This is a genomic window from Bradyrhizobium yuanmingense, assembly GCF_025200905.1.
GTDB classification, from domain to species: domain Bacteria; phylum Pseudomonadota; class Alphaproteobacteria; order Rhizobiales; family Xanthobacteraceae; genus Bradyrhizobium; species Bradyrhizobium yuanmingense.
Genome location: NZ_CP104173.1, coordinates 1,231,147 through 1,252,100, shown reverse-complemented (window position 1 = coordinate 1,252,100; position 20,954 = coordinate 1,231,147). Strand labels below are relative to the sequence as shown.

At 66.0% G+C, this 20,954-nt stretch carries 19 protein-coding genes; 6 read left to right on the top strand and 13 right to left on the bottom strand.

The window, feature by feature from the left end:
- Positions 1-259: 259 nt before the first annotated feature.
- From glyS to N2605_RS05855, 6 genes are all read right to left on the bottom strand, one after another.
- Complete coding sequence (glyS, locus tag N2605_RS05880; RefSeq protein ID WP_225147833.1) at positions 260-2,359, bottom strand: glycine--tRNA ligase subunit beta; 2,100 nt, start codon at positions 2,357-2,359, stop codon at positions 260-262.
- Positions 2,359-3,297 carry a glycine--tRNA ligase subunit alpha gene (locus N2605_RS05875; RefSeq protein ID WP_036006377.1) on the bottom strand — a complete coding sequence of 313 codons (939 nt, stop codon included), beginning with the start codon at positions 3,295-3,297 and terminating at the stop codon, positions 2,359-2,361. The genes glyS and N2605_RS05875 overlap by 1 nt, the downstream gene beginning before the upstream one ends.
- 213 nt (positions 3,298-3,510) lie before the next feature.
- Complete coding sequence (locus N2605_RS05870) at positions 3,511-3,702, bottom strand: hypothetical protein (RefSeq protein WP_057026308.1); 192 nt, start codon at positions 3,700-3,702, stop codon at positions 3,511-3,513.
- Positions 3,703-3,806: 104 nt separating this feature from the next.
- Positions 3,807-4,715 carry a S49 family peptidase gene (locus tag N2605_RS05865; protein ID WP_260346062.1) on the bottom strand — a complete coding sequence of 303 codons (909 nt, stop codon included), beginning with the start codon at positions 4,713-4,715 and terminating at the stop codon, positions 3,807-3,809.
- Positions 4,716-4,931: 216 nt separating this feature from the next.
- Complete coding sequence (locus tag N2605_RS05860) at positions 4,932-5,696, bottom strand: tRNA1(Val) (adenine(37)-N6)-methyltransferase (RefSeq protein ID WP_036006371.1); 765 nt, start codon at positions 5,694-5,696, stop codon at positions 4,932-4,934.
- Positions 5,689-5,916: a putative signal transducing protein gene (locus N2605_RS05855; RefSeq protein ID WP_008562067.1), complete on the bottom strand. Its 228-nt coding sequence runs from the start codon at positions 5,914-5,916 to the stop codon at positions 5,689-5,691. Before N2605_RS05855 ends, N2605_RS05860 begins: the two co-directional genes overlap by 8 nt.
- Positions 5,917-6,049: 133 nt before the next feature.
- Here N2605_RS05855 and N2605_RS05850 point away from each other — a divergent pair, with 133 nt between their 5' ends.
- The 5 genes from N2605_RS05850 (at position 6,050) to N2605_RS05830 (ending at position 10,765) form a co-directional block, all read left to right on the top strand.
- Positions 6,050-7,057 (top strand): polyprenyl synthetase family protein, encoded by a 1,008-nt coding sequence (locus tag N2605_RS05850; protein WP_036006386.1) that lies wholly within the window; start codon positions 6,050-6,052, stop codon positions 7,055-7,057.
- A 383-nt stretch (positions 7,058-7,440) separates the two neighbouring features.
- Complete coding sequence (locus N2605_RS05845) at positions 7,441-7,956, top strand: winged helix-turn-helix transcriptional regulator (protein ID WP_260346058.1); 516 nt, start codon at positions 7,441-7,443, stop codon at positions 7,954-7,956.
- 1 nt (position 7,957) lies between these two features.
- A complete protein-coding gene (gene fabF / locus N2605_RS05840) occupies positions 7,958-9,220 on the top strand; it encodes a beta-ketoacyl-ACP synthase II (protein ID WP_260346057.1) in 1,263 nt (420 codons plus the stop codon).
- Positions 9,221-9,264: 44 nt separating this feature from the next.
- Positions 9,265-9,897, top strand: coding sequence for a LysE family translocator (locus tag N2605_RS05835; protein WP_260346056.1), 633 nt, complete (start codon positions 9,265-9,267; stop codon positions 9,895-9,897).
- Entirely contained in the window at positions 9,890-10,765 is an 876-nt protein-coding gene (locus tag N2605_RS05830; protein ID WP_260346054.1) for an alpha/beta fold hydrolase, read from the top strand. The genes N2605_RS05835 and N2605_RS05830 overlap by 8 nt, the downstream gene beginning before the upstream one ends.
- Here the strand turns inward: N2605_RS05830 and N2605_RS05825 are convergent.
- The 3 genes from N2605_RS05825 to N2605_RS05815 all read right to left on the bottom strand — a co-directional run bounded on the left by N2605_RS05825 (position 10,762) and on the right by N2605_RS05815 (position 15,476).
- A complete protein-coding gene (locus N2605_RS05825; RefSeq protein ID WP_109144972.1) occupies positions 10,762-11,646 on the bottom strand; it encodes a 4-(cytidine 5'-diphospho)-2-C-methyl-D-erythritol kinase in 885 nt (294 codons plus the stop codon). The genes N2605_RS05830 and N2605_RS05825 overlap by 4 nt on opposite strands.
- Before the next feature lie 84 nt (positions 11,647-11,730).
- Positions 11,731-13,527, bottom strand: coding sequence for a tetratricopeptide repeat protein (locus tag N2605_RS05820; RefSeq protein ID WP_260346052.1), 1,797 nt, complete (start codon positions 13,525-13,527; stop codon positions 11,731-11,733).
- 287 nt (positions 13,528-13,814) lie between these two features.
- Positions 13,815-15,476, bottom strand: a complete 1,662-nt coding sequence (locus N2605_RS05815) for an electron transfer flavoprotein-ubiquinone oxidoreductase (protein WP_109144973.1) — start codon at positions 15,474-15,476, stop codon at positions 13,815-13,817.
- A 135-nt stretch (positions 15,477-15,611) separates the two neighbouring features.
- Here N2605_RS05815 and N2605_RS05810 point away from each other — a divergent pair, with 135 nt between their 5' ends.
- On the top strand, positions 15,612-16,427 hold the full coding sequence (locus N2605_RS05810) for a uracil-DNA glycosylase (RefSeq protein WP_225147840.1): 816 nt from the start codon (positions 15,612-15,614) through the stop codon (positions 16,425-16,427).
- Positions 16,428-16,549: 122 nt separating this feature from the next.
- Here the strand turns inward: N2605_RS05810 and N2605_RS05805 are convergent, their stop codons facing one another.
- The 4 genes from N2605_RS05805 to N2605_RS05790 all read right to left on the bottom strand — a co-directional run bounded on the left by N2605_RS05805 (position 16,550) and on the right by N2605_RS05790 (position 20,843).
- A complete protein-coding gene (locus N2605_RS05805) occupies positions 16,550-18,058 on the bottom strand; it encodes a glycosyltransferase family 39 protein (protein ID WP_225147841.1) in 1,509 nt (502 codons plus the stop codon).
- Between the two features lie 206 nt (positions 18,059-18,264).
- Complete coding sequence (locus N2605_RS05800; protein ID WP_109144975.1) at positions 18,265-19,122, bottom strand: ribonuclease HII; 858 nt, start codon at positions 19,120-19,122, stop codon at positions 18,265-18,267.
- A gap of 77 nt (positions 19,123-19,199) precedes the next feature.
- Complete coding sequence (locus N2605_RS05795) at positions 19,200-19,655, bottom strand: VOC family protein (protein WP_260346048.1); 456 nt, start codon at positions 19,653-19,655, stop codon at positions 19,200-19,202.
- 24 nt (positions 19,656-19,679) lie between these two features.
- Positions 19,680-20,843 (bottom strand): PA0069 family radical SAM protein, encoded by a 1,164-nt coding sequence (locus tag N2605_RS05790; protein WP_109144977.1) that lies wholly within the window; start codon positions 20,841-20,843, stop codon positions 19,680-19,682.
- Positions 20,844-20,954 lie beyond the last annotated feature (111 nt).

Sequence of the window (20,954 nt, the reverse complement as noted above, 5' to 3'; positions counted from 1 at the left end):
TTCGATGTCCGGCGCGTCACATCAGGCTGGCGCGAGCAGTGTTAAATCGGACATCAGGCCCCGCCCGGTCCTCCCCCCGCCGGGCGGGGCTTCTTTGGGCAAGCCACATCAGCAGCCGTCATTCCGGGACACGCCGGAGGCGTGGGCTATGGTGCGCAATTGCGCACCTGAGAATCCATACTCACGATCGTGGTTATGGATTCCGGGCTCGCGCCACGCGCGCCCCGGAATGACAGCGGTGTTTGCCGCAAACCGCGCCTCAATCCTGGATCTTCGAGAAGTCCGCCACCGCGCGCGTGGCGCTGCGGATCTCGTTGAGGAGCTTCAGGCGGTTCTCGCGCACCTTGGGATCGTCGTCATTGACGCGCACCTTGTCGAAGAAGGCATCGACCGGCGGACGCAGCTTTGCCATCGCGCTCATCGCGGCGGCGAAGTCTTCCTTGGCCACCGCAGCGCTGGCTTCCGCCTTCACCTCACCGATCGCCTTGGCCAGCGCCTTCTCCTCAGCGAGGCTGTAGAGCGCAGCATCCGGCGCGCCGTCGAAGCTGCGCTTGTCCTTCTTCTCCTCGATGCTGAGGATGTTGCTGGCGCGCTTGGTGCCGGCGAGCAGGTTCTTGCCGTCGTCAGAGTCGAGGAATTTTCCGAGCGCCTCGACGCGGCGGACGATCATCAGGAGATCGTCCTGGCCGCCGAGCGCGAACACGGCATCGACGAGATCGTGGCGCGCGCCCTGCTCGCGGAGTTGGACCTTGAGGCGATCGGCGAAGAAGGCGAGCAGATCGCTCGGAAGCTTCGAGGCATCGGCCGGCTTCACCGACAAGCCGGCGAGCGCTGATCCCGCCACCTTTATGAGCGACAGACGCAGCGCGTTCTCGGCGATCAGCCTGATCACGCCCAGCGCCGCACGACGCAGCGCATAGGGGTCCTTGCTGCCCGTCGGCTTCTCGTCGATCGCCCAGAACCCAACCAGGGTATCGATCTTGTCCGCGAGCGCCACCACGACGCTGACCGGATCGGTCGGAACGCGATCAGCAGGCCCTTGCGGCTTGTAGTGCTCCTCGCAGGCCGCGGCGACGGAGGCGTCTTCGCCCTGAGCCAGCGCATAGTATTTGCCCATCAGGCCCTGCACTTCCGGGAATTCGCCGACGACTTCCGTCAGCAGATCTGCCTTTGCCAGATGCGCCGCGCGCGTCGCCTTGGCGACATCGGCGCCGACCAGCGGCGCGATCTCGGCGGCCAGGCGCTCGATGCGCATGATGCGTTCCGCCTGCGTCCCGAGCTTCTCGTGAAACACGATCTGATCGAACTTCGGCAGCCGGCCCTCGAGCTTCATCTTCAGGTCCGTCTCGTAGAAGAACTTCGCATCCGACAGCCGGGCGCGAATGACGCGCTCGTTGCCGGCGATGATGGTCGCACCACCATCGGTCGCCTCGATATTGGCGACCAGGATGAACTTGCTCGCGAGCTTGCCCGTCTTGGGGTCGCGCACCACGAAACACTTCTGGTTGTTGCGGATGGTGGCGCGGATGACTTCGTCGGGAGTCTTCAAGAATTCCGGCTCGAACGAGCCCATCAGCACGACCGGCCATTCGACGAGGCCGGCGACCTCGTCGAGCAGGTTCTGGTCCTCGACCAGCTCAAAACCTTGCGCGAAGGCCAGCTGCTTGGCGTCGGTGAGGATGGCGTCCTTGCGGCGCTCGGGGTCGAGCACGACTTTTGCTGCAAGAAGCTTAGCCTCGTAGTCCTCGAAGCGGCGCACGGAGATCGGCGCCGGCGCAAGGAAGCGATGACCGTAAGTGGTCTGGCCGCTCTCGATGCCGTCGACCTCGAACGTCACGACATCGGGCTCTTCGGTCTCGGGTCCGAAGGTCGCGGTGATCGCGTGCAGCGGACGCACCCAGTTCAGCGACCCCGGCTTGCCGGAACGCGCGCCCCAGCGCATCGATTTCGGCCAGGGGAAGGTGCGGATGATGACAGGCAGGATCTCGGCGAGCACGTCGATCGCGTCGCGGCCGGGCTTCTCGATCAAGCCGATGTAGAAATCACCCTTGGGGTCGCGCTGGATTTTGGCTTCGTCCAACGACTTCAAACCGGTTGCCTTGAGGAAGCCCTGCACGGCCGCATCGGGCGCGCCGACCTTCGGGCCGCGACGCTCGGTCTTCAGATCAGGCTGGCGCGCTGGGATGCCGTGCACGGTGAGCGCAAGGCGGCGCGGTGTCGCGAACGCCTTTGCGCCCTCATAGACTAGGCCTTCGGCAACCAGCTTGTCGGTGACCATGCGGCGCAGATCGTCCGCCGCCTTCGCCTGCATGCGCGCGGGAATTTCTTCGGAAAACAGTTCAAGCAAAAGATCGGGCATCAGGCCGCTCCGCCCGCTTCAGTGTGGATCCAGGCCTCGCCACAAGCTTTTGCGAGCTCGCGCACGCGCAGAATGTAGCTCTGCCGTTCGGTCACGGAGATCACGCCGCGGGCATCGAGCAGGTTGAAGACGTGGCTCGCCTTGATGCACTGGTCGTAGGCAGGCAGCGCCATCAGATGCTGTTTCCGGTTGCCCCCGTCGCGCCAGCCGGCGTCGAGATATTTTTTGCAGGCAGCTTCCGCCATCTTGAACTGCTCGAACAGCATCGCGGTGTCGGCATATTCGAAATTGTGCCGCGAATATTCCTGCTCGGCCTGCAGGAACACGTCGCCATAGGTGACCTTCTGGTCACCGTCGCGTCCATTGAAATTGAGGTCGTAGACGCGGTCGACGCCCTGCACATACATCGCGAGGCGCTCGAGCCCGTAGGTGAGCTCGCCCGCGACCGGGGCGCATTCGAAGCCGGCGACCTGCTGAAAGTAAGTGAACTGGCTGACCTCCATGCCGTCGCACCAGCACTCCCAACCGAGGCCCCAGGCGCCCAGCGTCGGACTCTCCCAATCGTCCTCGACGAAGCGGATGTCGTGCACGGCGGAATCGATGCCGATCGCGGCGAGCGACTTCAGGTACAGCTCCTGAAGGTTCGGCGGCGACGGCTTCATGATCACCTGGAACTGGTAATAGTGCTGCATCCGGTTCGGGTTCTCGCCGTAACGGCCATCCTTGGGCCGGCGCGAGGGCTGCACATAGGCCGCGTTCCACGGCTTTGGCCCAAGCGCGCGGAGCGTGGTCGCCGGATGGAAGGTGCCCGCGCCCATTTCCATGTCGTAGGGCTGCAGGATCACGCAGCCCTGCTCGGCCCAGAACCGCTGGAGCGCGAGGATGAAGCCCTGGAACGAGCGTTCCGGGCGCATATGGGCGGGCAATGAGGCGTCCATCGTCAGATCGGGCTCTCGCGGGGGGTTTTGAATCGCGCGGGACCGTATCGACGGCGGGGATGGGAATCAAGGCGAAGGGGTTGGATTCGGGCGTCATTCCGGGGCGCCCGCAGGGCGAGCCCGGAGTCCATTGCGCCGCTCACTCCGTGGTTCGGATGGATTCCGGGCTCTCGCTTCGCGAGCCCCGGAATGACGAACGCGTGGAGGTGTGCCCTACCCCGGCCGGTAAGCTCCGGTCACGGGGTCACGCTTCAGCGTCTGGATATCCCCCATACGGGCGGCCTCGGCGACGCGCGACAGGCGCATCTCCTCAAGCTCCTGGTTGATTCGGATGGCGGTCTTGTAGGCCCAGCGGACCACGGCAAGCCCGCCCAGGACGCCCGCGAAAGCGACGAACGGCGGCATCGGTCGATCCTCGTCTCATGCTCAGCCCCCACACGCATTGTTGCGCAGATGGACCTGCGCCGCAATTGGCGCCGCCCGGGCGAAATGGCGCGGGAGCGCGAGACCTAGAACCCGAATTTCGCCCAAATCGCCCGCGTCTCGACCGCCGAGATCAGCTCGTCCGGCAGCCCGGCCATTGATTCCAGGGCCGAAAGCTGCCCCGCGCCGGGCGATTTCCGGCCCAAAAGGCCGGAGAGCAGCCCGGTCGGCTGCGCAATCACGGGGGTGAGAACCTTCTCACCATAACGGGCACGAAGAGTTGAGCGGAGATCGCCGATGCTGTCGGCGAGCCCCAGCGCGATCGCGCTGTCCCCCGCCCAGTATTCGCCCGTGAACAGCGTGTCGTCCGCTCCCTTCAGCCGGGCGCCGCGGCTTTCCTTGACCAGCGCGATGAAGATCTGGTGGATCTCGCGCTGGATCGCCTTCAGCCTCATGACGTCGTCAGGGTTTTCCGGAAGAAACGGGTCGAGCATCGCCTTGTGCTCGCCCGAGGTGTAGAGGCGCCGCTCGATGCCGAGCCGCCTGATCGCCTCCTGAAAACCGAAACTGCCGCCGACCACGCCGATCGAGCCGAGGATCGAGGAGGGATCGCAGATGATCTCGTTGCCCGCGCAGGCGATCATGTAACCACCGGAGGCCGCAACGTCCTCGACGAACACGAGCACCGGCAGCTTCTTCTCCGAGGCGAGCTGCTTGATGCGCAAGTAGATCTGGCGCGACTGCACCGGCGAACCGCCGGGCGAGTTGATCACCAGCGCCACGGCCTTGGCGTGCCGATAGGAAAACGCGCGCTCGAGCACCCGCGCGACGCTGGCAAGCGTCAGGCCCGGACGCAGCGGCGTCACCGCACCGATCACACCGGACAGCCGCACCACCGGCACGACCGCCGTGCCGGGACGAAAGCGCGCCGGCAGATATTGCATGAGCTTGTCGGCCAGGCCGGAACTCCCACGATCGTTCAATTGTTCGGCCATGGCCTTACCTCTGATTAACCATTTCTTATCACGCGAGTGTCATTGAAAGTGCCAGGAACGTGTTTTGCAGAATCCGCGTTGGGAAGCTGCAATAGGCAGCGGAAGGAAACGCCATGAAGATCTATCTGCTGTTGCTGTTGATCGGTGCGCTTTTCACGGCGCTTCACTTTACGTCGCCGCAAGAGCAACAGACGGAATCGCTTCCGCAATAAGCCGTCACGGCCTCGCCAGCGGCAACGCCGCCCTCCCCTCCAGAATATCCTTCACCTCTTTCTTCGGCACGTTTGACTCCTCGTTGAGCATGAGGCCCGGCAGCAATTGCGTCGGTGCCCGGCCGCCTTTGACTGCGCGCACCAGCACCCGGATGGCAGGCTTTCCCGCTTCGCCATGAACCGGCAGGATCGCGAGGCTGCCGAAGCCGCGTGACAGCGCTGCCACGACGTCGCCAATTCCGTCCGCGCGCCAGATCAGGGTCAGCACGCCGCTCGATCGGAGAATGCGCCGGGCTGCATGCACCCACGCATGCAGCGTCTCCTCCCTCGCCACATGCGCGGTGTGGCGCGCCTGATCCGGCGAGCCGCGATGGCGTGCGGGGTCGTTGAAGGGCGGGTTCATCAATACGGCGTCGGAACCGTCGGGCAGAAGTCCGTTCGCTGCAAACGCCTGCGCGTCGGCGGTGACGTCGAGCACGATGACCTCGGCAGGAATCGCGTTCGCGGCGGCGTTGGCCCGCGCGAGCTGCGCCAGTTCCGGATCGATCTCGACCAGGCTGAGCCTGATCCCCGCGACGCGCCGCGCCAGCGCAAGGCCCGCCGTGCCGACGCCGGCGCCAAGCTCGACCACGCGGTCACCCGCCTTAGCGTCGGTCGCTGCTGCCAGCAGGATGGCGTCGTGCCCGGCGCGGTGGCCTGACCGCTTCTGCATCAAGCGCAACTGCCCACCGAGAAACGCGTCCTCGGTAATATCCGCGGCCTCAATCATCGCCGCGCAGTTCGTGGCTGAGGCCTGCCTCGGTGAGGAGCGCCCTGGCTTCCTCGGCGTCGTCCTCATGAACCAGGATCCGCCGCGGCAGAATGCCGAGAGACCCCTCGATGATGCTCATGTTCTGGTCCAGCACCAGATGATGGATGTTGGCGCCGTCGAGCAGCGCGCCAATCGCCGACACCAGCACCATATCGTTGGTCCGAACCAGTTCACGCAAAACGGAGGTCTCCTGCCTGAAAGTGGCTAACGCGGCAAATGTCAATGGTTCCGCGGCCCTTGCCGCATCCGTCGCCAGTTTCTATTGTATTTCCATCAGAATAGCCCTTCCGGGGCAAATATTGGAGACCGGCGTGGCCGTCATCGTACCTTTCGAAACCCCCGGCGCGTCGATCGAAGAGCTGGTTGCCCTTGTCGCTCCCGACATGGAGCGCGTCAATGCCACGATCCTGTCGCGGACCGGCTCCGACGTGACCATGATCCCTGAAGTGGCCAACCACTTGATCTCCTCGGGCGGCAAGCGCCTGCGCCCGATGCTGACGCTCGCCATGGCCAATCTCGCCGGCTACACCGGTGACGGCCACATCAAGTTAGCTGCCAGCGTCGAGTTCATGCACACCGCCACCCTGCTGCACGACGACGTGGTCGACGAGAGCGAGATGCGCCGCGGCAAGCTGTCGGCGCGCATGCTCTGGGGCAACGAGGCAAGCGTGCTGGTCGGCGACTTCCTGCTCGGGCAGGCCTTCCGCATGATGGTCGAGGTCGGCTCGCTGCGCGCGCTCGACATCCTCTCCGCGGCGGCCGCCACCATCGCCGAGGGCGAGGTGATGCAGCTCGCCGCCGCCAAGAACACCGCGACCACCGAGGACGAATATCTCGCCGTGATCCGCGGCAAGACCGCCGAATTGTTCGCCGCCGCCTGCGAGGTCGGCCCCGTGATCGCGAACCGCCCGAAGGCGGAGCAGACTGCCTGCCGCTCGGTCGGCATGAATCTCGGCATCGCCTTCCAGCTCGTCGACGACGTGCTCGACTATGGCGGCAAGAGCGCCAAGCTCGGCAAGAACACCGGCGACGATTTCCGCGAAGGCAAGATCACGCTGCCCGTCGTGCTCGCCTTCCGCCGCGGCAACGACACCGAGCGCGCCTTCTGGATCCGGGCGCTCGAGCGCGGCGAGATCGGCGATTCCGATCTCGATCACGCCATCGGCCTGATGAACAAGCACCGCGCGCTCGAGGACACGCTGATCCGCGCCCAGCACTACGGCGCCATGGCCGTGGATGCGCTGGCGCTGTTCCCGCCCTCGCCGATGAAGAGCGCGCTGGAGCAGGTCGTGGCGTTCTGCTTGGCAAGGTCGCATTAGGCGACTGACGCTCACGCTTTGCGCGCTCCCTGCACCCGTCATTGCGAGCGTAGCGAAGCAATCCAGAATCCCGCCGCGGAAACAGTCTGGATTACTTCGCTGCGTTCGCAATGACGGAGTACGCCGCGACGGCACCGCTCGCTCTCGTGTCCCGGACGCGCTGCAGCGTGAAACGCTGCTGCGCAGAGCCGGGACCCATGCGACATCCGCAATCATGATCAATATGGGTCCCGGCTCTGCAGCGCACCGCTAGGGGGCGCTGCGCTGCGTCCGGGGCACGAGAGCGTGCTTCATCTCACCAGCATAATCCAGCCTCACTCGCTCCACATGGCTCCCCGCGCGGTCACTTGCATTTTGAAAGTGACTGACCTACCTTGCCCGCGATGCAGCCCAAATCCCCTTCCATCCTGGAATGCCCGGTCGGCCGCGCGGTGGAGACGGTCGGCGAATGGTGGAGCATCCTAATTCTGCGCGATGCGTTTCAGGGTGCGACGAGGTTCGACGAGTTCTCGCAAAGCCTCGGCATTGCGCCGAACATCCTGTCGCGGCGGCTGGCGCATCTGACCGAAAGCGGCATGTTCGTGCGTCGCCGCTATCAGGAGCGCCCGCCGCGCTACGAATATGTGCTGACGGACAAGGCGCTGGATTTCTTCCCCGTGATCGCTACGCTGCTCGCCTGGGGCAACAAGCATCTGGCGCCGAAAGGCGAATCCATCCTGCTGGCGAACCGGAGCGACGTCCGCCCGCTCGAGCCGATTGTGGTCGATGCCGCCGACAAGCGCCCGATCACGCTCGCCAATGCGGTCGTCGTCGCAGGTCCCCGCGCCAGCCGCGGCATGCGCGCACGGCTTGCTTCGCTCAAGGCCATGAACCCGGCCGTCGCGCCGGCTGGAGACTGACATGCGTCGTATCGTCGTGACGGGAATGGGCGCGGTGTCGCCGCTTGGCTGCGGCGTCGAATTGACGTGGCGGCGGCTGCTCGCCGGGCAAAGCGGGCTGCGCCTGTTGCCGGAATGGGCAGAGGCGCTGCCGGCGCGCATTGCAGGCCTCGTGCCCGATAAGACCGATGATGCCGAAGGCGGTTTTGATCCGGCGCAGGCTGCCGCGCCCAAGGATCAGCGCAAGATGGACCGCTTCATCTTGTTCGCGCTGCTCGCGACGGCAGAAGCCGTCGCGCAGGCGAAATGGACGCCGCAGGATGCTGGCGCGCTCGAGCGCACCGCGACGATCATCGCCTCCGGCGTCGGCGGCTTTCCCGCCATGGCGGAGGCGGTGCGCATCACCGCGCGACGCGGCGCGCGCCGGCTGTCGCCGTTCACGATCCCCTCGTTCCTCGCCAATCTTGCCGCCGGCCACGTCTCGATCAAGTACGGCTACAAGGGCGCGCTGGGCGCGCCCGTCACGGCCTGCGCCGCCGGCGTGCAGGCGATCGGCGATGCCGCGCGCATGATCCGATCAGGCGAAGCTGACGTTGCGATCTGCGGCGGCGCGGAGGCCTGCATCGATATCGTCAGTCTCGGCGGCTTTGCGGCCGCTCGCGCGCTGTCGAGCGGCTTCAACGACGAGCCTGCGCGCGCCTCGCGTCCGTTCGATCGCAATCGCGACGGTTTCGTGATGGGCGAAGGCGCCGGCATCCTGGTGATCGAGGCGCTGGAGCATGCGCAGGCGCGCGGCGCGACGCCGATCGCCGAGATCGTCGGCTACGGCACGACCGCGGACGCCTATCACATGACCTCAGGGCCGCCCGATGGCGATGGTGCCCGCCGCGCCATGGAGATCGCGCTTCGGCAAGCCAAGCTTGCGCCCGCGGATGTGCAGCACCTGAACGCGCACGCGACCTCGACACCGGCCGGCGACGAAAGCGAGCTCGGCGCCATCGGCGCGCTGTTCGGCCGCAACCGCGGCATTGCCGTGAGCGCGACCAAATCGGCCACGGGTCACCTGCTCGGCGCCGCCGGCGGGCTGGAAGCGATCTTCACCGTGCTCGCGTTGCGCGACCAGATCGCGCCGCCCACGCTCAATCTCGAAAACCCCGATGCGGGCGCCGAAGGCATCGATATTGTCGCAGGTAGCGCGCGGCCGATGCCGATGCAGCATGCCATCTCCAACGGGTTCGGCTTCGGCGGGGTCAATGCCAGCGTGATCTTGCGCCGGCTGGGCTAAGCAAGAGGTCTTGCAATCGCCGCCCGCTCCGCTACGAAAACGGCATGATCGAAACGAATTTCTGGCTGTTCCTGGCCGCAGCTCTCCTCATTGCCGCCGTTCCCGGCCCTGGCATTTTTTACGTCGCGGCGCGAACCTTGTCGGAGGGGCGTGGCAGCGGCTTCGCCTCGACCGCGGGCACGGCGCTGGGCGGATTGGTTCATGTGGTCGCGGGCAGCCTCGGCATCTCCGCCATCATCCTGGCCAGCGCGGAGCTGTTTGCCGCCGTGAAGTTCGTCGGCGCGCTCTATCTGGTCTGGCTCGGCATCAAGACGTTTCGCAGCGCCGGCAACAACCTGTCGCTCGGGAGGGAGCCGATCGGCGACAAGCGCGCGTTTCGCGACGGCGTGCTGGTCGAAGCGCTCAATCCGAAGACCGCGGCCTTCTTCCTCGCCTTCATTCCACAGTTTCTCGATCCGTCGGACTCGAACCCGACGCTGCAATTCATTCTGCTGGGTGCGATCTCCGTGGCCCTGAACACGCTCGCCGATGTCGTGGTGGTGCTGATGGCCTCCGCGACGCGCGCGCAGCTGACCGGACGGCCGCTTCTGATGCGTCGCCTCACACAAGGTTCCGGCGTCTTCATCGCGGGCCTCGGCCTCTCGCTCGCCCTGGCGCGGCGGCCGGCAAATGGCTAGCGCCCCGCAAAGCCGCTTCTATGAATCGCACGGCCTGCGGCTGCACTACGCCGACTGGGGCAACGAGGGTGCACCGGTCGCCATCCTGGTGCACGGCGGCCGCGATCATTGCCGCAGCTGGGATCACATCGCGCGCTCGCTGCAACCGCATTTTCACGTCGTCGCGCCCGACCTGCGTGGTCACGGCGATTCTGACTGGACGAGAGGCGGCAGCTACGCGCTGACAGAATACGTGTACGATCTCGCGCAGCTGGTTCGCACCTTAGCCACGTCTCAGGTCACCCTGATCGGCCATTCGATGGGTGGCATGGTGAGCCTGATCTTTTCGGGCGCATTCCCCGAACAGGTCACGAGGCTCGTCGTCCTCGACGGCGTGACCATGTTGCCGGACATACCGAAGCCGCCGGCGCATGAGCGCATCGGCAGATGGGTCGGCCAGCTCGACAAGCTCCACGACCGCACCCCGCGCCGCTATCCGAGCCTCGAGGACGCGGCCGCGCAGATGGTGCTTCACAACAAGCGCCTGTCACGGGATCTCGCGCTGCATCTCGCCAGGCATGGCGCGCGGCAGAACGAGGACGGCAGCTACAGCTGGAAATTCGATCCCTATCAGCGCGCCTCCGCGCCACATCGGCTCTGGCCCGACGATCACATCGAGCTGTGGTCGCGGATCACGTGCCCGACGCTGCTGCTCAATGCCGGCGAAAGCTTTCTAGCGGGCGCTCGCTCCGCCGGCCTGGAGCGATACTTCCAGAACGCGCGCGTTAAGACTATTGCCGGGGCGGGACACTGGCTGCAGCACGACAAGCCGCAGGAGGTGTTGGGTGAGATCCGGCGGTTTCTCGAGCTCAATGAGGACGAAGGCTAGCTCAACGTGCCCGCATGCACCCACCAGGCGGGGTGATCGCGCCGGATCGTTTCGGCCGCGGCATGTGCCTCCTCAGATGCGCCGTAGATCGCAAAGCACGTCGCGCCCGAGCCGGACATGCGGGCGAGCTTGACGCCGGCGGAATCGCGCAAGGCGTCCAGCACCTCGCCGATCACAGGCTCGATCCGCAGCGCGGGTGCTTCGAGATCGTTGGCGACCGTGTCGAGAACCTCGACCCAATCGGAAATCGAGCCGCCTTCGCCGGGCCAGGCCGGTGCGCGGATGACGTCGGTGACGCCGACCAGGAGCTCGCCGTTGCGCAGGCCCAGCGCCTGGAACACGTCCTTGGTGGCGACAGGCACACGCGGATTGACCATGACGCAAGGCATGCTCGGCAGCGCGAGCGGCAGCAGCTGCTCGCCGACGCCGGTCATGTCGCAGGCGCGCGAGAGGAGGCACACCGGCACGTCGGCGCCGGTTGCGAGCGCGACCTTCTGAATGCGGGGATCATCGAGCGACAGATCGTTGAGACGCGCCAGGAGCCGCAGCGCGGCCGCGGCATCCGCCGAGCCGCCGCCGATGCCGGCTGCAACGGGGAGCACCTTGTCGAGCGCGAAGGCGCCCAGCTGCAGGCCAGGGATCGCCTCGGCAAGGAGCTTGGCGGCCTTGAGCACGAGATTGTCGGCTGTGTCGCCGCAGGCGGCAGCCAGCGGCCCAGTCGTGGTGAGCTTCAGCTCCCCGCCCGGCTCCAAGGTGAGCCGGTCGGCGCAGTCGGCAAACGCGACCACGCTTTCGAGATCATGATAACCATCGGCACGACGGCCGACGACGCGAAGGCTCAAATTGACCTTCGCCCGTCCCTCTTCAATCAACGCCGACATTGGCGATCAGCCCCCAAGACTCACTTGTTTGCGCATGATCTGATCGGAAAACCGCTCCACACTTTTCCGGATCATGCGCCTAGCTTAGCCGCCCCTGCCGTCGTCCTTCTTCTTTTCGGCCTGCGCCGCAGAAGAGTTCGAATTGTCGTCGGGAAGGCCGTTGGCGATCTTGGCCTCGATCTTCGGCAGCTCTTCCGGCTCGGGCTTGAGATCGCGCGCATGCGACCACTGGAATTTTGCCTCCAGCGTGCGGCCGACGCGCCAATAGGCGTCGCCGAGGTGGTCGTTGATGGTCGGATCCTCGGGCTTGAGATCGATCGCGCGTTCGAGGTTCTTCACTGCCTCCTCGAAATTGCCGATGCGGTAATAGGCCCAGCCGAGGGAATCGACGATGTAGCCGTCGTCGGGACGCTGCTCGACGGCCCGCTTGATCATCTTCATGCCTTCGTCGAGATTCACGCCCTGGTCGATCCAGGAATAGCCGAGATAGTTGAGGACGTGCGGCTGGTCGGGCTGCAGCTCCAGCGCCTTCTTCATGTCGGCCTCGGCGTTGGCCCATTGCTTGGAGCGCTCCTGGCAGATGCCGCGATAATAGTACCAGACGCTGTTGGCCTTGTCGTTGCCGGGCGGCAGCACCTCGATGCCTCGTGAATAGGTCGCGCCGCAATCGCCGAACCGCTTGCGGCCGCGCTCGATGTTGCCGAGCGCCATGATGGCTTCGAGGTCCTTGGGATCCTCCGAGGTGACGCCCTTGAGGATCTTGATCGCCTCGTCGGTGCGGTCGGCGGAATCGAGATCGATGGCGAGCTGAATCTGCGCGTTGCGCTTGAGCGGCGAGTTGGCGGGCACGCGCTCGTAGACCTTGATCGCCATCTTCGGCCGCTTGACCGATTCGTAGAGATCGGCGAGCGACAGCAGTGCCAGCGGATGCGTCGGCTGCAGGTAGAGCGAGAGCTGGAGATAGACCAGCGCCAGATCCTCGCCACCGCGGCGGGTCAGCGTCGCGCCGATGCCGTAGAGCGCTTCGGCGGCGCCGGCCTGCGCGGAATCGACCAGCGGCGGCATCTTCTTGCCGGCCTTGGTCTCGCGCAGGCCTTCCTGGATCAGCGGATGGCGTGCCAGCTTCTTGTCAAAGGCCTGGTAGATATTGGTCGCCGCGGCGGAATCCTTGTTGCGCGACAGCCAGCGCGCATAGGCCTCGGTCACGCGCAGCATGGAATCGTCGAGCTTGTAGGCGCGCTCGAAGCGCGTGCCGGCGTCCTTCTCCTTGCCGGAGAGCTCCAGGATCATGCCGGTGTGGAGATCCTTGAACAGCGGATACCATTCCGGACCTGTCAGCTTGTCGATGGTGGCGACACCACCTTTGGCATCGCCCGCACCATAGGCGGCCCAGCCCGACAGCAGCGTGGCGACGAGATCGGTGATCGGACCACGGATCGACTGGTTGATGTTGGTCTGCGCCGCGACGTACTTCTTCAGCTTGAGATCGTGCACGCCGACGACGAGACGGGCGACGCGGTTGGTCTTGTCGATGGTGAGGATGCGCTCGGCGAGCTTGACCGCCTCCTCGATGTCGCCGTCGGCGACCGACGAGATGAAGGCACGGTCGAGCAGCTCGTTGTTCTTGGGATCGGTGCGGAGCGCCGAACGGTAGAATGCGGCGGCCGAGGTCGCGTCGCGCTCAACGCTAGCATGGCGGGCGGCGAGATAGCTGCCGGCGCCGGTGAGCGACTTCAGATCGTTTCGCGTCGGAAATTGCGCCGCCGTGTTTTCCGGATGATCCGGCGTCTGCGCCAGGACCGCGCCGGGGACCGTCGCGATCGCGGTGCCCATGAGGGCGATGGCGGCAGCAGTCCAGCGGTTGAAACGATTTGAAAACATCAGGGCTCGCCTTGAGTTGGGTGGTGCCTGGGTTTGCAGCAGAAGACCGTATCGCAAGCGAACGCGGCCGGTGACATCCGGGCCCGGAACCGTCAGGCCGACAATGCCGCTTTTGGCGCTTCGCCGCAAGGATTCGGACCCGGGAAGATCCCCTCCGCACGCCCAAACCGGCCCATTGAAACCGCGCCAGCGCCCCAAGACGCCGCCACTATGGCCTTATCGTGGCCGCGGCGGGTCGCCGCAGCCCCGTCCTCACGGGAACGTGCGCCTGGTCACCTGCGATGTCCTCACATCGCCTCGTAGTTCGGGCCGCCGCCGCCCTCCGGGGGAACCCAGGTGATGTTGCCGTTGGGATCCTTCACGTCGCAGGTCTTGCAGTGGACGCAGTTCTGGGCGTTGATCTGGAAGCGCGGGCCGGAGCCCTCCTCGATCCATTCATAGACGCCAGCCGGGCAATAGCGGTTCGAGGGGCCGGCATAGACGTCGTGCTCGGACGTCTTCTGGAGGTTCATGTCCGTGACCTTCAGATGGATCGGCTGGTCCTCCTCGTGATTGGTGTTGGACAAAAACACCGAGGACAGCTTGTCGAACGTGATCTTGCCGTCGGGCTTCGGGTAGTTCCTGGGCGCGTGGCTCTTGGCCGAATCGAGCGTGGCGCGGTCGGGCTTGACGTGCGACTGCGTGCCAAACAGTGAGGCGCCGAACAGCGTATTGCACCACATGTCGAAGCCGCCCAGCGCGACGCCGAGCACGGTGCCGAACTTCGACCACAATGGCTTGACGTTGCGGACCAGGAACAGGTCCTTGCCGACCGATGAGGAACGCCAGGCGTTCTCGTATTCGACGAGCTCGTCATTGGCGCGGTCGGCGGCGAGCGCGGCCGCAACATGTTCGGCAGCCAGCATGCCGGTGCCCATCGCATTGTGCACGCCCTTGATGCGCGGCACGTTGACGAAGCCGGCCGCGCAGCCGATCAGCGCGCCGCCGGGGAAGCTCAGCTTCGGCACCGACTGATAGCCACCCTCGGTGATCGCGCGCGCGCCGTAGGCGAGCCGCTTGGCGCCTTCGAAGGTGCCGCGGATCGAGGGATGGGTCTTAAAGCGCTGGAATTCGTCGAATGGGGACAGATAGGGATCGTCGTAGTTCAGATGCACGACGAAGCCGACGGCGACGAGATTGTCGTCGTAGTGATAAAGGAACGAGCCGCCACCGGTCTTGAGGTCAAGCGGCCAGCCGAATGAATGCTGGATCAAGCCCTTCTGGTGCTTGGCGGGATCGATCTGCCAGACCTCCTTGAGGCCGATGCCGAACTTCGGCGGCTCGCTCTTGGCGTCGAGCGCGAACTTGTTGATGAGCTGCTTGGTCAGGCTGCCGCGGGCGCCTTCGGCGAACAGCGTGTACTTGCCGAGCAATTCCATGCCGCGGGTGAAGGAATCCTTCGGCTTGCCGTCGCGGCCGATGCCCATGTCGCCGGTGGCGATGCCCTTGACCTTGCCCTCCTCGTCATAGAGCACCTCGGCCGCCGCAAAGCCCGGATAGATCTCGACGCCAAGCGCCTCGGCCTTGCGCGCCAGCCAGCGGCAGACATTGCCGAGCGAGCCGATGTAGCAGTGATGATTGTTCATCAGCGGCGGCATCATGAAATTCGGCAGCTTGATCGCGCCGCCGCCGGTCATCCAGTAGAAGCGGTCGTCCTTGACCTGCGTCTTCAGCGGGCAGTCGGCATCCTCGCGCCAGTCCGGGATCAGCTTGTCGAGGCCCGCGGGATCGATCACGGCGCCCGAGAGGATGTGCGCACCAACCTCGGAGCCCTTCTCCACCACGACGACGTTGAGCTCGGCGTTGAGCTGCTTGAGCCGGATCGCGGCCGACAGACCCGACGGGCCGGCGCCGACGATGACGACGTCGAATTCCATGGATTCGCGCGGGGGAAGTTCTTCGGTGCTCATCTGATCTCAGCCCTTGAGACGGTCCTTGGTCGTTTGCGCCCTCTTGTTTCCGATTTTTCCGGGTAGGACAACCTCGGAATCGCGTTCCGCCGGGATGCAAGGCCGCCCAAGGTGATATAAAAGTCAGACTTTGCCATGATCCCCGAACCCGCACCCACCGTCCGAGAGCTGCTCGCCTTCTATCTGGAGGCCGGTGTCGACTGCACGCTCGCGGAGGAACCGATAGACCGCCTGGCGGAAATCGATGCGCCGCCACCCAGCCCGCGCGCGGCCCCGCCAGCCGAAGCGCCGCGGCCGGTCGCCGCGCCAGCGGTCATGCGCGGCGAAGCCGCGCCTGCACCGGACGTCGCCATCGCCTCGGCACGCGAAGCCGCGCGCACAGCGCCGACCCTGGAGGCGCTGCGCGAGCTGATGCAAAATTTCGAGGGCTGCGCGTTGAAGCACACCGCGACGCGGCTCGTGTTCGCCGACGGCAACCCGCAGGCGCGCATCATGTTCGTCGGCGAGGCGCCGGGCCGCGACGAGGACATCGAGGGACTGCCCTTCGTCGGGCGCAGCGGCAAGCTGCTCGATCTGATGTTAGGGGCCATCGGCCTCAACCGCACCACCGCCTACATCGCCAACGTCATTCCCTGGCGGCCGCCCGGCAACCGCACGCCGACGCCGCAGGAGACGCAAATCTGTCTGCCCTTCATCCAGCGCCAGATCGAGCTGGTGAACCCGGACGTGCTGGTGACGCTCGGCAATCCCTCGACACAGACGCTGCTCTCGACGCGCGAAGGCATCATGCGCACGCGCGGGCGCTGGTTCGACTACGACACCGGCCAGCGGGTGATCCGCGCGCTGCCGACGTTTCACCCGGCCTACCTCTTGCGCTCGCCGGCCTACAAGCGGCTGGCCTGGCAGGATCTGCGGGCGATCGCGAAGGTGCTGGCGCAGGGCGCGGTGTAACGACACCCACGCCGTCATTCCGGGGCTCGCGAAGCGAGAGCCCGGAATCCATCGAGCGGCAGAGTTGGTGGATGAATGGATTCCGGGCTCGCGGCTTCGCCGCGCCCCGGAATGACACCGACCTACGTCCCCTTCGGCCGCACGATGGCCCAGCCGATGCGTAACAGCTGCTGGCGGCCGGTCACCAGCCATTCGAAGGCGCGCGGGACTTCCGGCACGATGCCGGGAAAGCGCTTGAGGATCTCCGGCGGCGGCGTGCCCGCGGTATCGGAGGCGCGCCAGACAACGACGCCGCCGGTCTCGCTGAACTTGGTCTGGCTCATCCACGGCGTCCGCGCGGGGGCGGCGTCGATGAACAAATGCGGCCGGCCGGAATGCAGCGCGATCAGGCTAGCGAGCTGGGTCTCGCCGGCGACGGCGCGCAGGCGATGGTTGGTGCGGCGGGCGAAGCTCTCGTCGAAGAAGTCCGAGATCGCGCGCGCCGGCATCGAGGTCGCAATTTCGCTAGTGCCCGTCCAGGGCAGGAACAGGACGGCAAGCACCACGCCGGCGGCGGGCGCGGCAACGGCGGCGGCCCAGACCATGCGGAGCATGCGCGCGCGGCGCATCGCGATGAGATCGCCGGCCGCGACGACCACGGCAAGCCCCGACATGATCAACACGACGCCGGGGCCGCCGACGACGGAATCGAGCCCCAGCAGGCCGGAGATCAGCACTGCGCCGAGCGGCAGAGCGAACGCGAAGAAATAGACGAAGTTGCGCGCAAGCGGCTCGACCGGCGGGCGGTAGATGATCGGCGGCTCCTCGCCCTTGCCGGCGAACATTCCGGTGTTGAGAAAGGTCAGCGCCGGGATCGCCGCCGCCCCGAGCACGAGGCCGCCGAGCAGCCAGACCGCATGCAGCGCGCGGTCGTTGAGCTCGGCGACTGGCGGCAAGGCCGGCAGCGCCAGCGTCTCGGCCCGCATCAGAAAGACCGCATAGGGCAGCGCCAGCACGGCGACGACGATTAGCGCGAACAGCGGATCGAGCCCGCGCAGCGTCCGGCGGCCGCCGGCGGTCGTAACCGCGAAGACGACGATCAGCAGCAGCAGGAAGATCGCGGCGGGCGTCGTCAGCAGCAGGAGGCCGGCTTCGATCGACCAGGCGAACCAGGCATTACCGCGGCGCTGGCCGATGATCTGCCAGGAGTGCAGCAGCAAGAGCGCCCAGAGCGGCCGCGCCAGGATCAGCGGGCCGAAGTCCAGCGCCGAGGAGGAGAAGGCCAGCACCGTCATGGTGAGGAGCACGGCAAGCACCGCCTGCTGCGAGCCGACCACGGCACGGGAGAGATGATAGAGCGCGATGAAGGTCGCGATCTCACAGAGCTGGGCGAGCACATAGACGCCGAGCATGTGGCCGCCGGCGGCGCGATAGGCGATGTCGGCGAGCCAGATGGCAAGCGGCGGGCCGAGATCGGTGCCGACCTGGTATTCCCTGCCGAAGGCCAGAAGGGTCGCGAGAGTGCCGGGCGGGCTGCGGTAGAACACCAGCGCCACGAACAGCCACATCGCGGCCTGCAGCAGCACCGCAATCCAAACGATCAGCCGCGGCCGGGCGCGAATGAGCTCGATGACCAGGGAGGTAAACCGCATGCAACGTCCGAAGGTGCAGCCAACCCGTCCAGCCGGCCCTATTCGCTCACGTCTGTTTTGATAAAGGGCGCCACGGGTTGTGGCAACCGCCGCAGTTCGTCATGCCCGGGCTTGTCCCGGGCATCCACGTTCTTCGTGCCGCTGGTAAGACGTGGGTGGCCGGGTCAAGCCCGGCCATGACGGATGGGAAAGCTGTAGGAGGATCGCTAGAGATTTACGGAAGCGTCGATCTCGACGCTCGCCTCGACCTGCACCTCGACCTCAGTCACCGAGAACAGGTCCTGCACCGGCTCGACGGTCCAGGGCATGTGCTTGGCGCGGGCGGCGGCGACGGGGGCGAAGAAGCTGCGGTGGTGGATGGAAGGGCCGAGGCGATCAAGCGCGTCGAGATGCTCGGGGACGGCATAGCCCTTGTGCTGCTCGAAGCCGTAGCCCGGGCAGTCCTGCGCCAGTGCGCACATCAAGCGATCCCGGGTGACCTTGGCGACGATGGAGGCCGCGGCGATCGAGAGCACGATACCGTCGCCGCCGATCACGGCCTCGCAGTCGCATGCGGTGTCGAGCCGGTCGCGGCCGTCGACGAAGACGTGCCTGGGCGCCTCGGGCAGGGCCACCACGGCGCGCTTCAGCGCCCACAGCGAGGCGCGCAGGATGTTGTCGCGGTCGATTCGCGCCGGCGAGGCGACGGCGACCGAGACCTGCGCGGTGGCGCAGATCTTGTCGAACAGCTTTTCGCGCTCCTCGGCGGTCAGGCGCTTGGAATCGTCGATGCCGCGGGGAATCCGGTCGGGATCGAGAATCACCGCGGCGGCCACCACGGGGCCTGCGAGCGGGCCGCGGCCAGCCTCGTCGCAGCCCGCGACCGGCCAGACGCCGCGCTTGATCAGCACGCGCTCGCGGCGGAAGCTGGGGGCAGCAACGGCAATGATGCCTTTCCTACCGGCAGGGACCTTCGCAGCATCGGCCGCAGATATCTTTGCCGCCTTGGCGGGCACAGCCTTCGGCGCGGCCTTTTTCTTCGGCGCGGCTTTGGCTGGGGTCTTGGCGGAGGGGTCCCGAATCATGACCGGGATCGTGCGCCAGGGGGCTTCGCCAGCGCAACCGGGAACCCACGATATTCCCGTTATTCAGGCCGCCCGCGCTACTCCGCCAGATGCACCCGCCGGTCCTCGCCCACCTCGATGCCGGGTGCGACCACGACTTCCCAGACATGTGCATCGGGATCGGCAAAATAGCCGCAATAGCCGCCGTAATCGGTCGCGTGCGCCGCCTTCAGCAAGGTGGCCCCCTTCTCGACGGCGAAGGCCAGCACCTCGTCGACCTCCTTGCGGGTCGCGCAATTCCAGGCGAGCGTCATGCCGCGAAAGATCGTGGGCCTCGGCTGGTCCTCCAAGGACGCGTCTGCGGCGAGCCGATCCCAGTGATAAAGCGCGAGCACCGGACCGCCGGTGTCGTAGAACGCAACCGCCTCGCCGGTCTCCTTCAGCCGGCGCGAGAAACCGAGCGCGTCGTAGAAGGCGATGCTGGCGCGGATGTCGTTCACACCGAGCGTGATGACGGTCAGCCGCGGCATCGGCACAGCGAGTTCCTTGAGCATGCGACACCTCTTGCACGTGTCCGCTCAAAACAGGCTGAGCTGATCACCGTTCCGCTTCGGCCGCGCAAAGTGATCAATGGTCAGCTTGGAGCGCCGCTTGTTGAGGCCGAGTCGCTCGCAGGCGATCTCGAAGCGGCGGCCGATGGTCCAGGCCATCGGTCCGGTGCCCTTCATCCGCTCGCCCCATTTGGCGTCGTAGTCGCGCCCGCCGCGCATGTCTCGGATCAGGGTGAAGACGTGACGATAGCGGTCCGGATAGTTCGCCATCAGCCATTCGCGGAAGAGATCGCGCACCTCCAGCGGCAGCCGCAGCAGCACATAGGCAGCTTCCTTGACCCCGGCATGGGCGGCGGCGTCGAGGATGCGCTCGATCTCGGAATCGTTCAGCGCAGGGATCACGGGCGCGACCATCACCGTGGTGGGAATGCCGGCGTCCGAGAGCTGCTTCAGCGCCTCCAGCCGTTTCGGCGGCGTCGAGGCCCGCGGCTCCATCGTGCGCGCCAGCTTCGGATCGAGCGACGTGACCGAGATCGCGACCTTGGCGAGGTTGCGCTTGGCCATCCGCTGGAGAATGTCGATGTCGCGCAGCACCAGCGCCGACTTGGTGACGATGCCGACGGGATGCCCTGCGCGCTCCAGCACTTCCAAAATGCCGCGCATGATTTTGCGCTCGCGCTCGATCGGCTGGTAGGGATCGGTGTTGGTGCCGATCGCGATCATCCGCGGCTCGTAGCCGGGAGCCGCAAGCTCCTTCTCGAGCAGCGAAGGCGCCTCGGGCTTCACGAACAGTTTTGACTCGAAGTCGAGCCCCGGCGACAGGCCGAGATAGGCGTGGGTCGGCCGCGCGAAGCAATAGACGCAGCCGTGCTCGCAGCCGCGATAGGGATTGATCGAGCGGTCGAAACCGATGTCGGGGGAATCGTTGCGGGTGATCACCTTGCGTGAGGTGTCGATGGCGACACTCGTCTTGAACGGCGGCAGCTCGTCGAGGCTCTGCCAGCCGTCGTCGAAAGCGACGCGCGCCTCGGCCTCGTAACGGCCGCTGGCGTTGGACTGCGCGCCCCGCCCTCGCCGTCGCGCGCGGTCGATGGCGACGCCAAGCTCGGGGAAATCTGAAGGCGCACCCGCCGGCTCGGAGGGCGCCGTGACCGGCGGGTGCTTGAGAGCATGAGAGGATGCTGGACTCATGCAGCCAAGATAGCACGACATAGGAACAAATCAAGAACACAAACCAAAAACGTGAAAAACAACCCCATGCACAGTAGAGCTGCCCAAACTTCGCGCGCCTGCCTTTGACCT

Coding starts and splice junctions, on each gene's coding strand:
- glyS (WP_225147833.1), bottom strand. CDS start 2,359: ATGCCCGATCTTTTGCTTGAACTGTTTTCCGAAGAAATTCCCGCGCGC.
- N2605_RS05875 (WP_036006377.1), bottom strand. CDS start 3,297: ATGGACGCCTCATTGCCCGCCCATATGCGCCCGGAACGCTCGTTCCAG.
- N2605_RS05870 (WP_057026308.1), bottom strand. CDS start 3,702: ATGCCGCCGTTCGTCGCTTTCGCGGGCGTCCTGGGCGGGCTTGCCGTG.
- N2605_RS05865 (WP_260346062.1), bottom strand. CDS start 4,715: ATGGCCGAACAATTGAACGATCGTGGGAGTTCCGGCCTGGCCGACAAG.
- N2605_RS05860 (WP_036006371.1), bottom strand. CDS start 5,696: ATGATTGAGGCCGCGGATATTACCGAGGACGCGTTTCTCGGTGGGCAG.
- N2605_RS05845 (WP_260346058.1), top strand. CDS start 7,441: ATGCAGCCCAAATCCCCTTCCATCCTGGAATGCCCGGTCGGCCGCGCG.
- fabF (WP_260346057.1), top strand. CDS start 7,958: ATGCGTCGTATCGTCGTGACGGGAATGGGCGCGGTGTCGCCGCTTGGC.
- N2605_RS05835 (WP_260346056.1), top strand. CDS start 9,265: ATGATCGAAACGAATTTCTGGCTGTTCCTGGCCGCAGCTCTCCTCATT.
- N2605_RS05830 (WP_260346054.1), top strand. CDS start 9,890: ATGGCTAGCGCCCCGCAAAGCCGCTTCTATGAATCGCACGGCCTGCGG.
- N2605_RS05825 (WP_109144972.1), bottom strand. CDS start 11,646: ATGTCGGCGTTGATTGAAGAGGGACGGGCGAAGGTCAATTTGAGCCTT.
- N2605_RS05820 (WP_260346052.1), bottom strand. CDS start 13,527: ATGTTTTCAAATCGTTTCAACCGCTGGACTGCTGCCGCCATCGCCCTC.
- N2605_RS05815 (WP_109144973.1), bottom strand. CDS start 15,476: ATGAGCACCGAAGAACTTCCCCCGCGCGAATCCATGGAATTCGACGTC.
- N2605_RS05810 (WP_225147840.1), top strand. CDS start 15,612: ATGATCCCCGAACCCGCACCCACCGTCCGAGAGCTGCTCGCCTTCTAT.
- N2605_RS05805 (WP_225147841.1), bottom strand. CDS start 18,058: ATGCGGTTTACCTCCCTGGTCATCGAGCTCATTCGCGCCCGGCCGCGG.
- N2605_RS05800 (WP_109144975.1), bottom strand. CDS start 19,122: ATGATTCGGGACCCCTCCGCCAAGACCCCAGCCAAAGCCGCGCCGAAG.
- N2605_RS05795 (WP_260346048.1), bottom strand. CDS start 19,655: ATGCTCAAGGAACTCGCTGTGCCGATGCCGCGGCTGACCGTCATCACG.
- N2605_RS05790 (WP_109144977.1), bottom strand. CDS start 20,843: ATGAGTCCAGCATCCTCTCATGCTCTCAAGCACCCGCCGGTCACGGCG.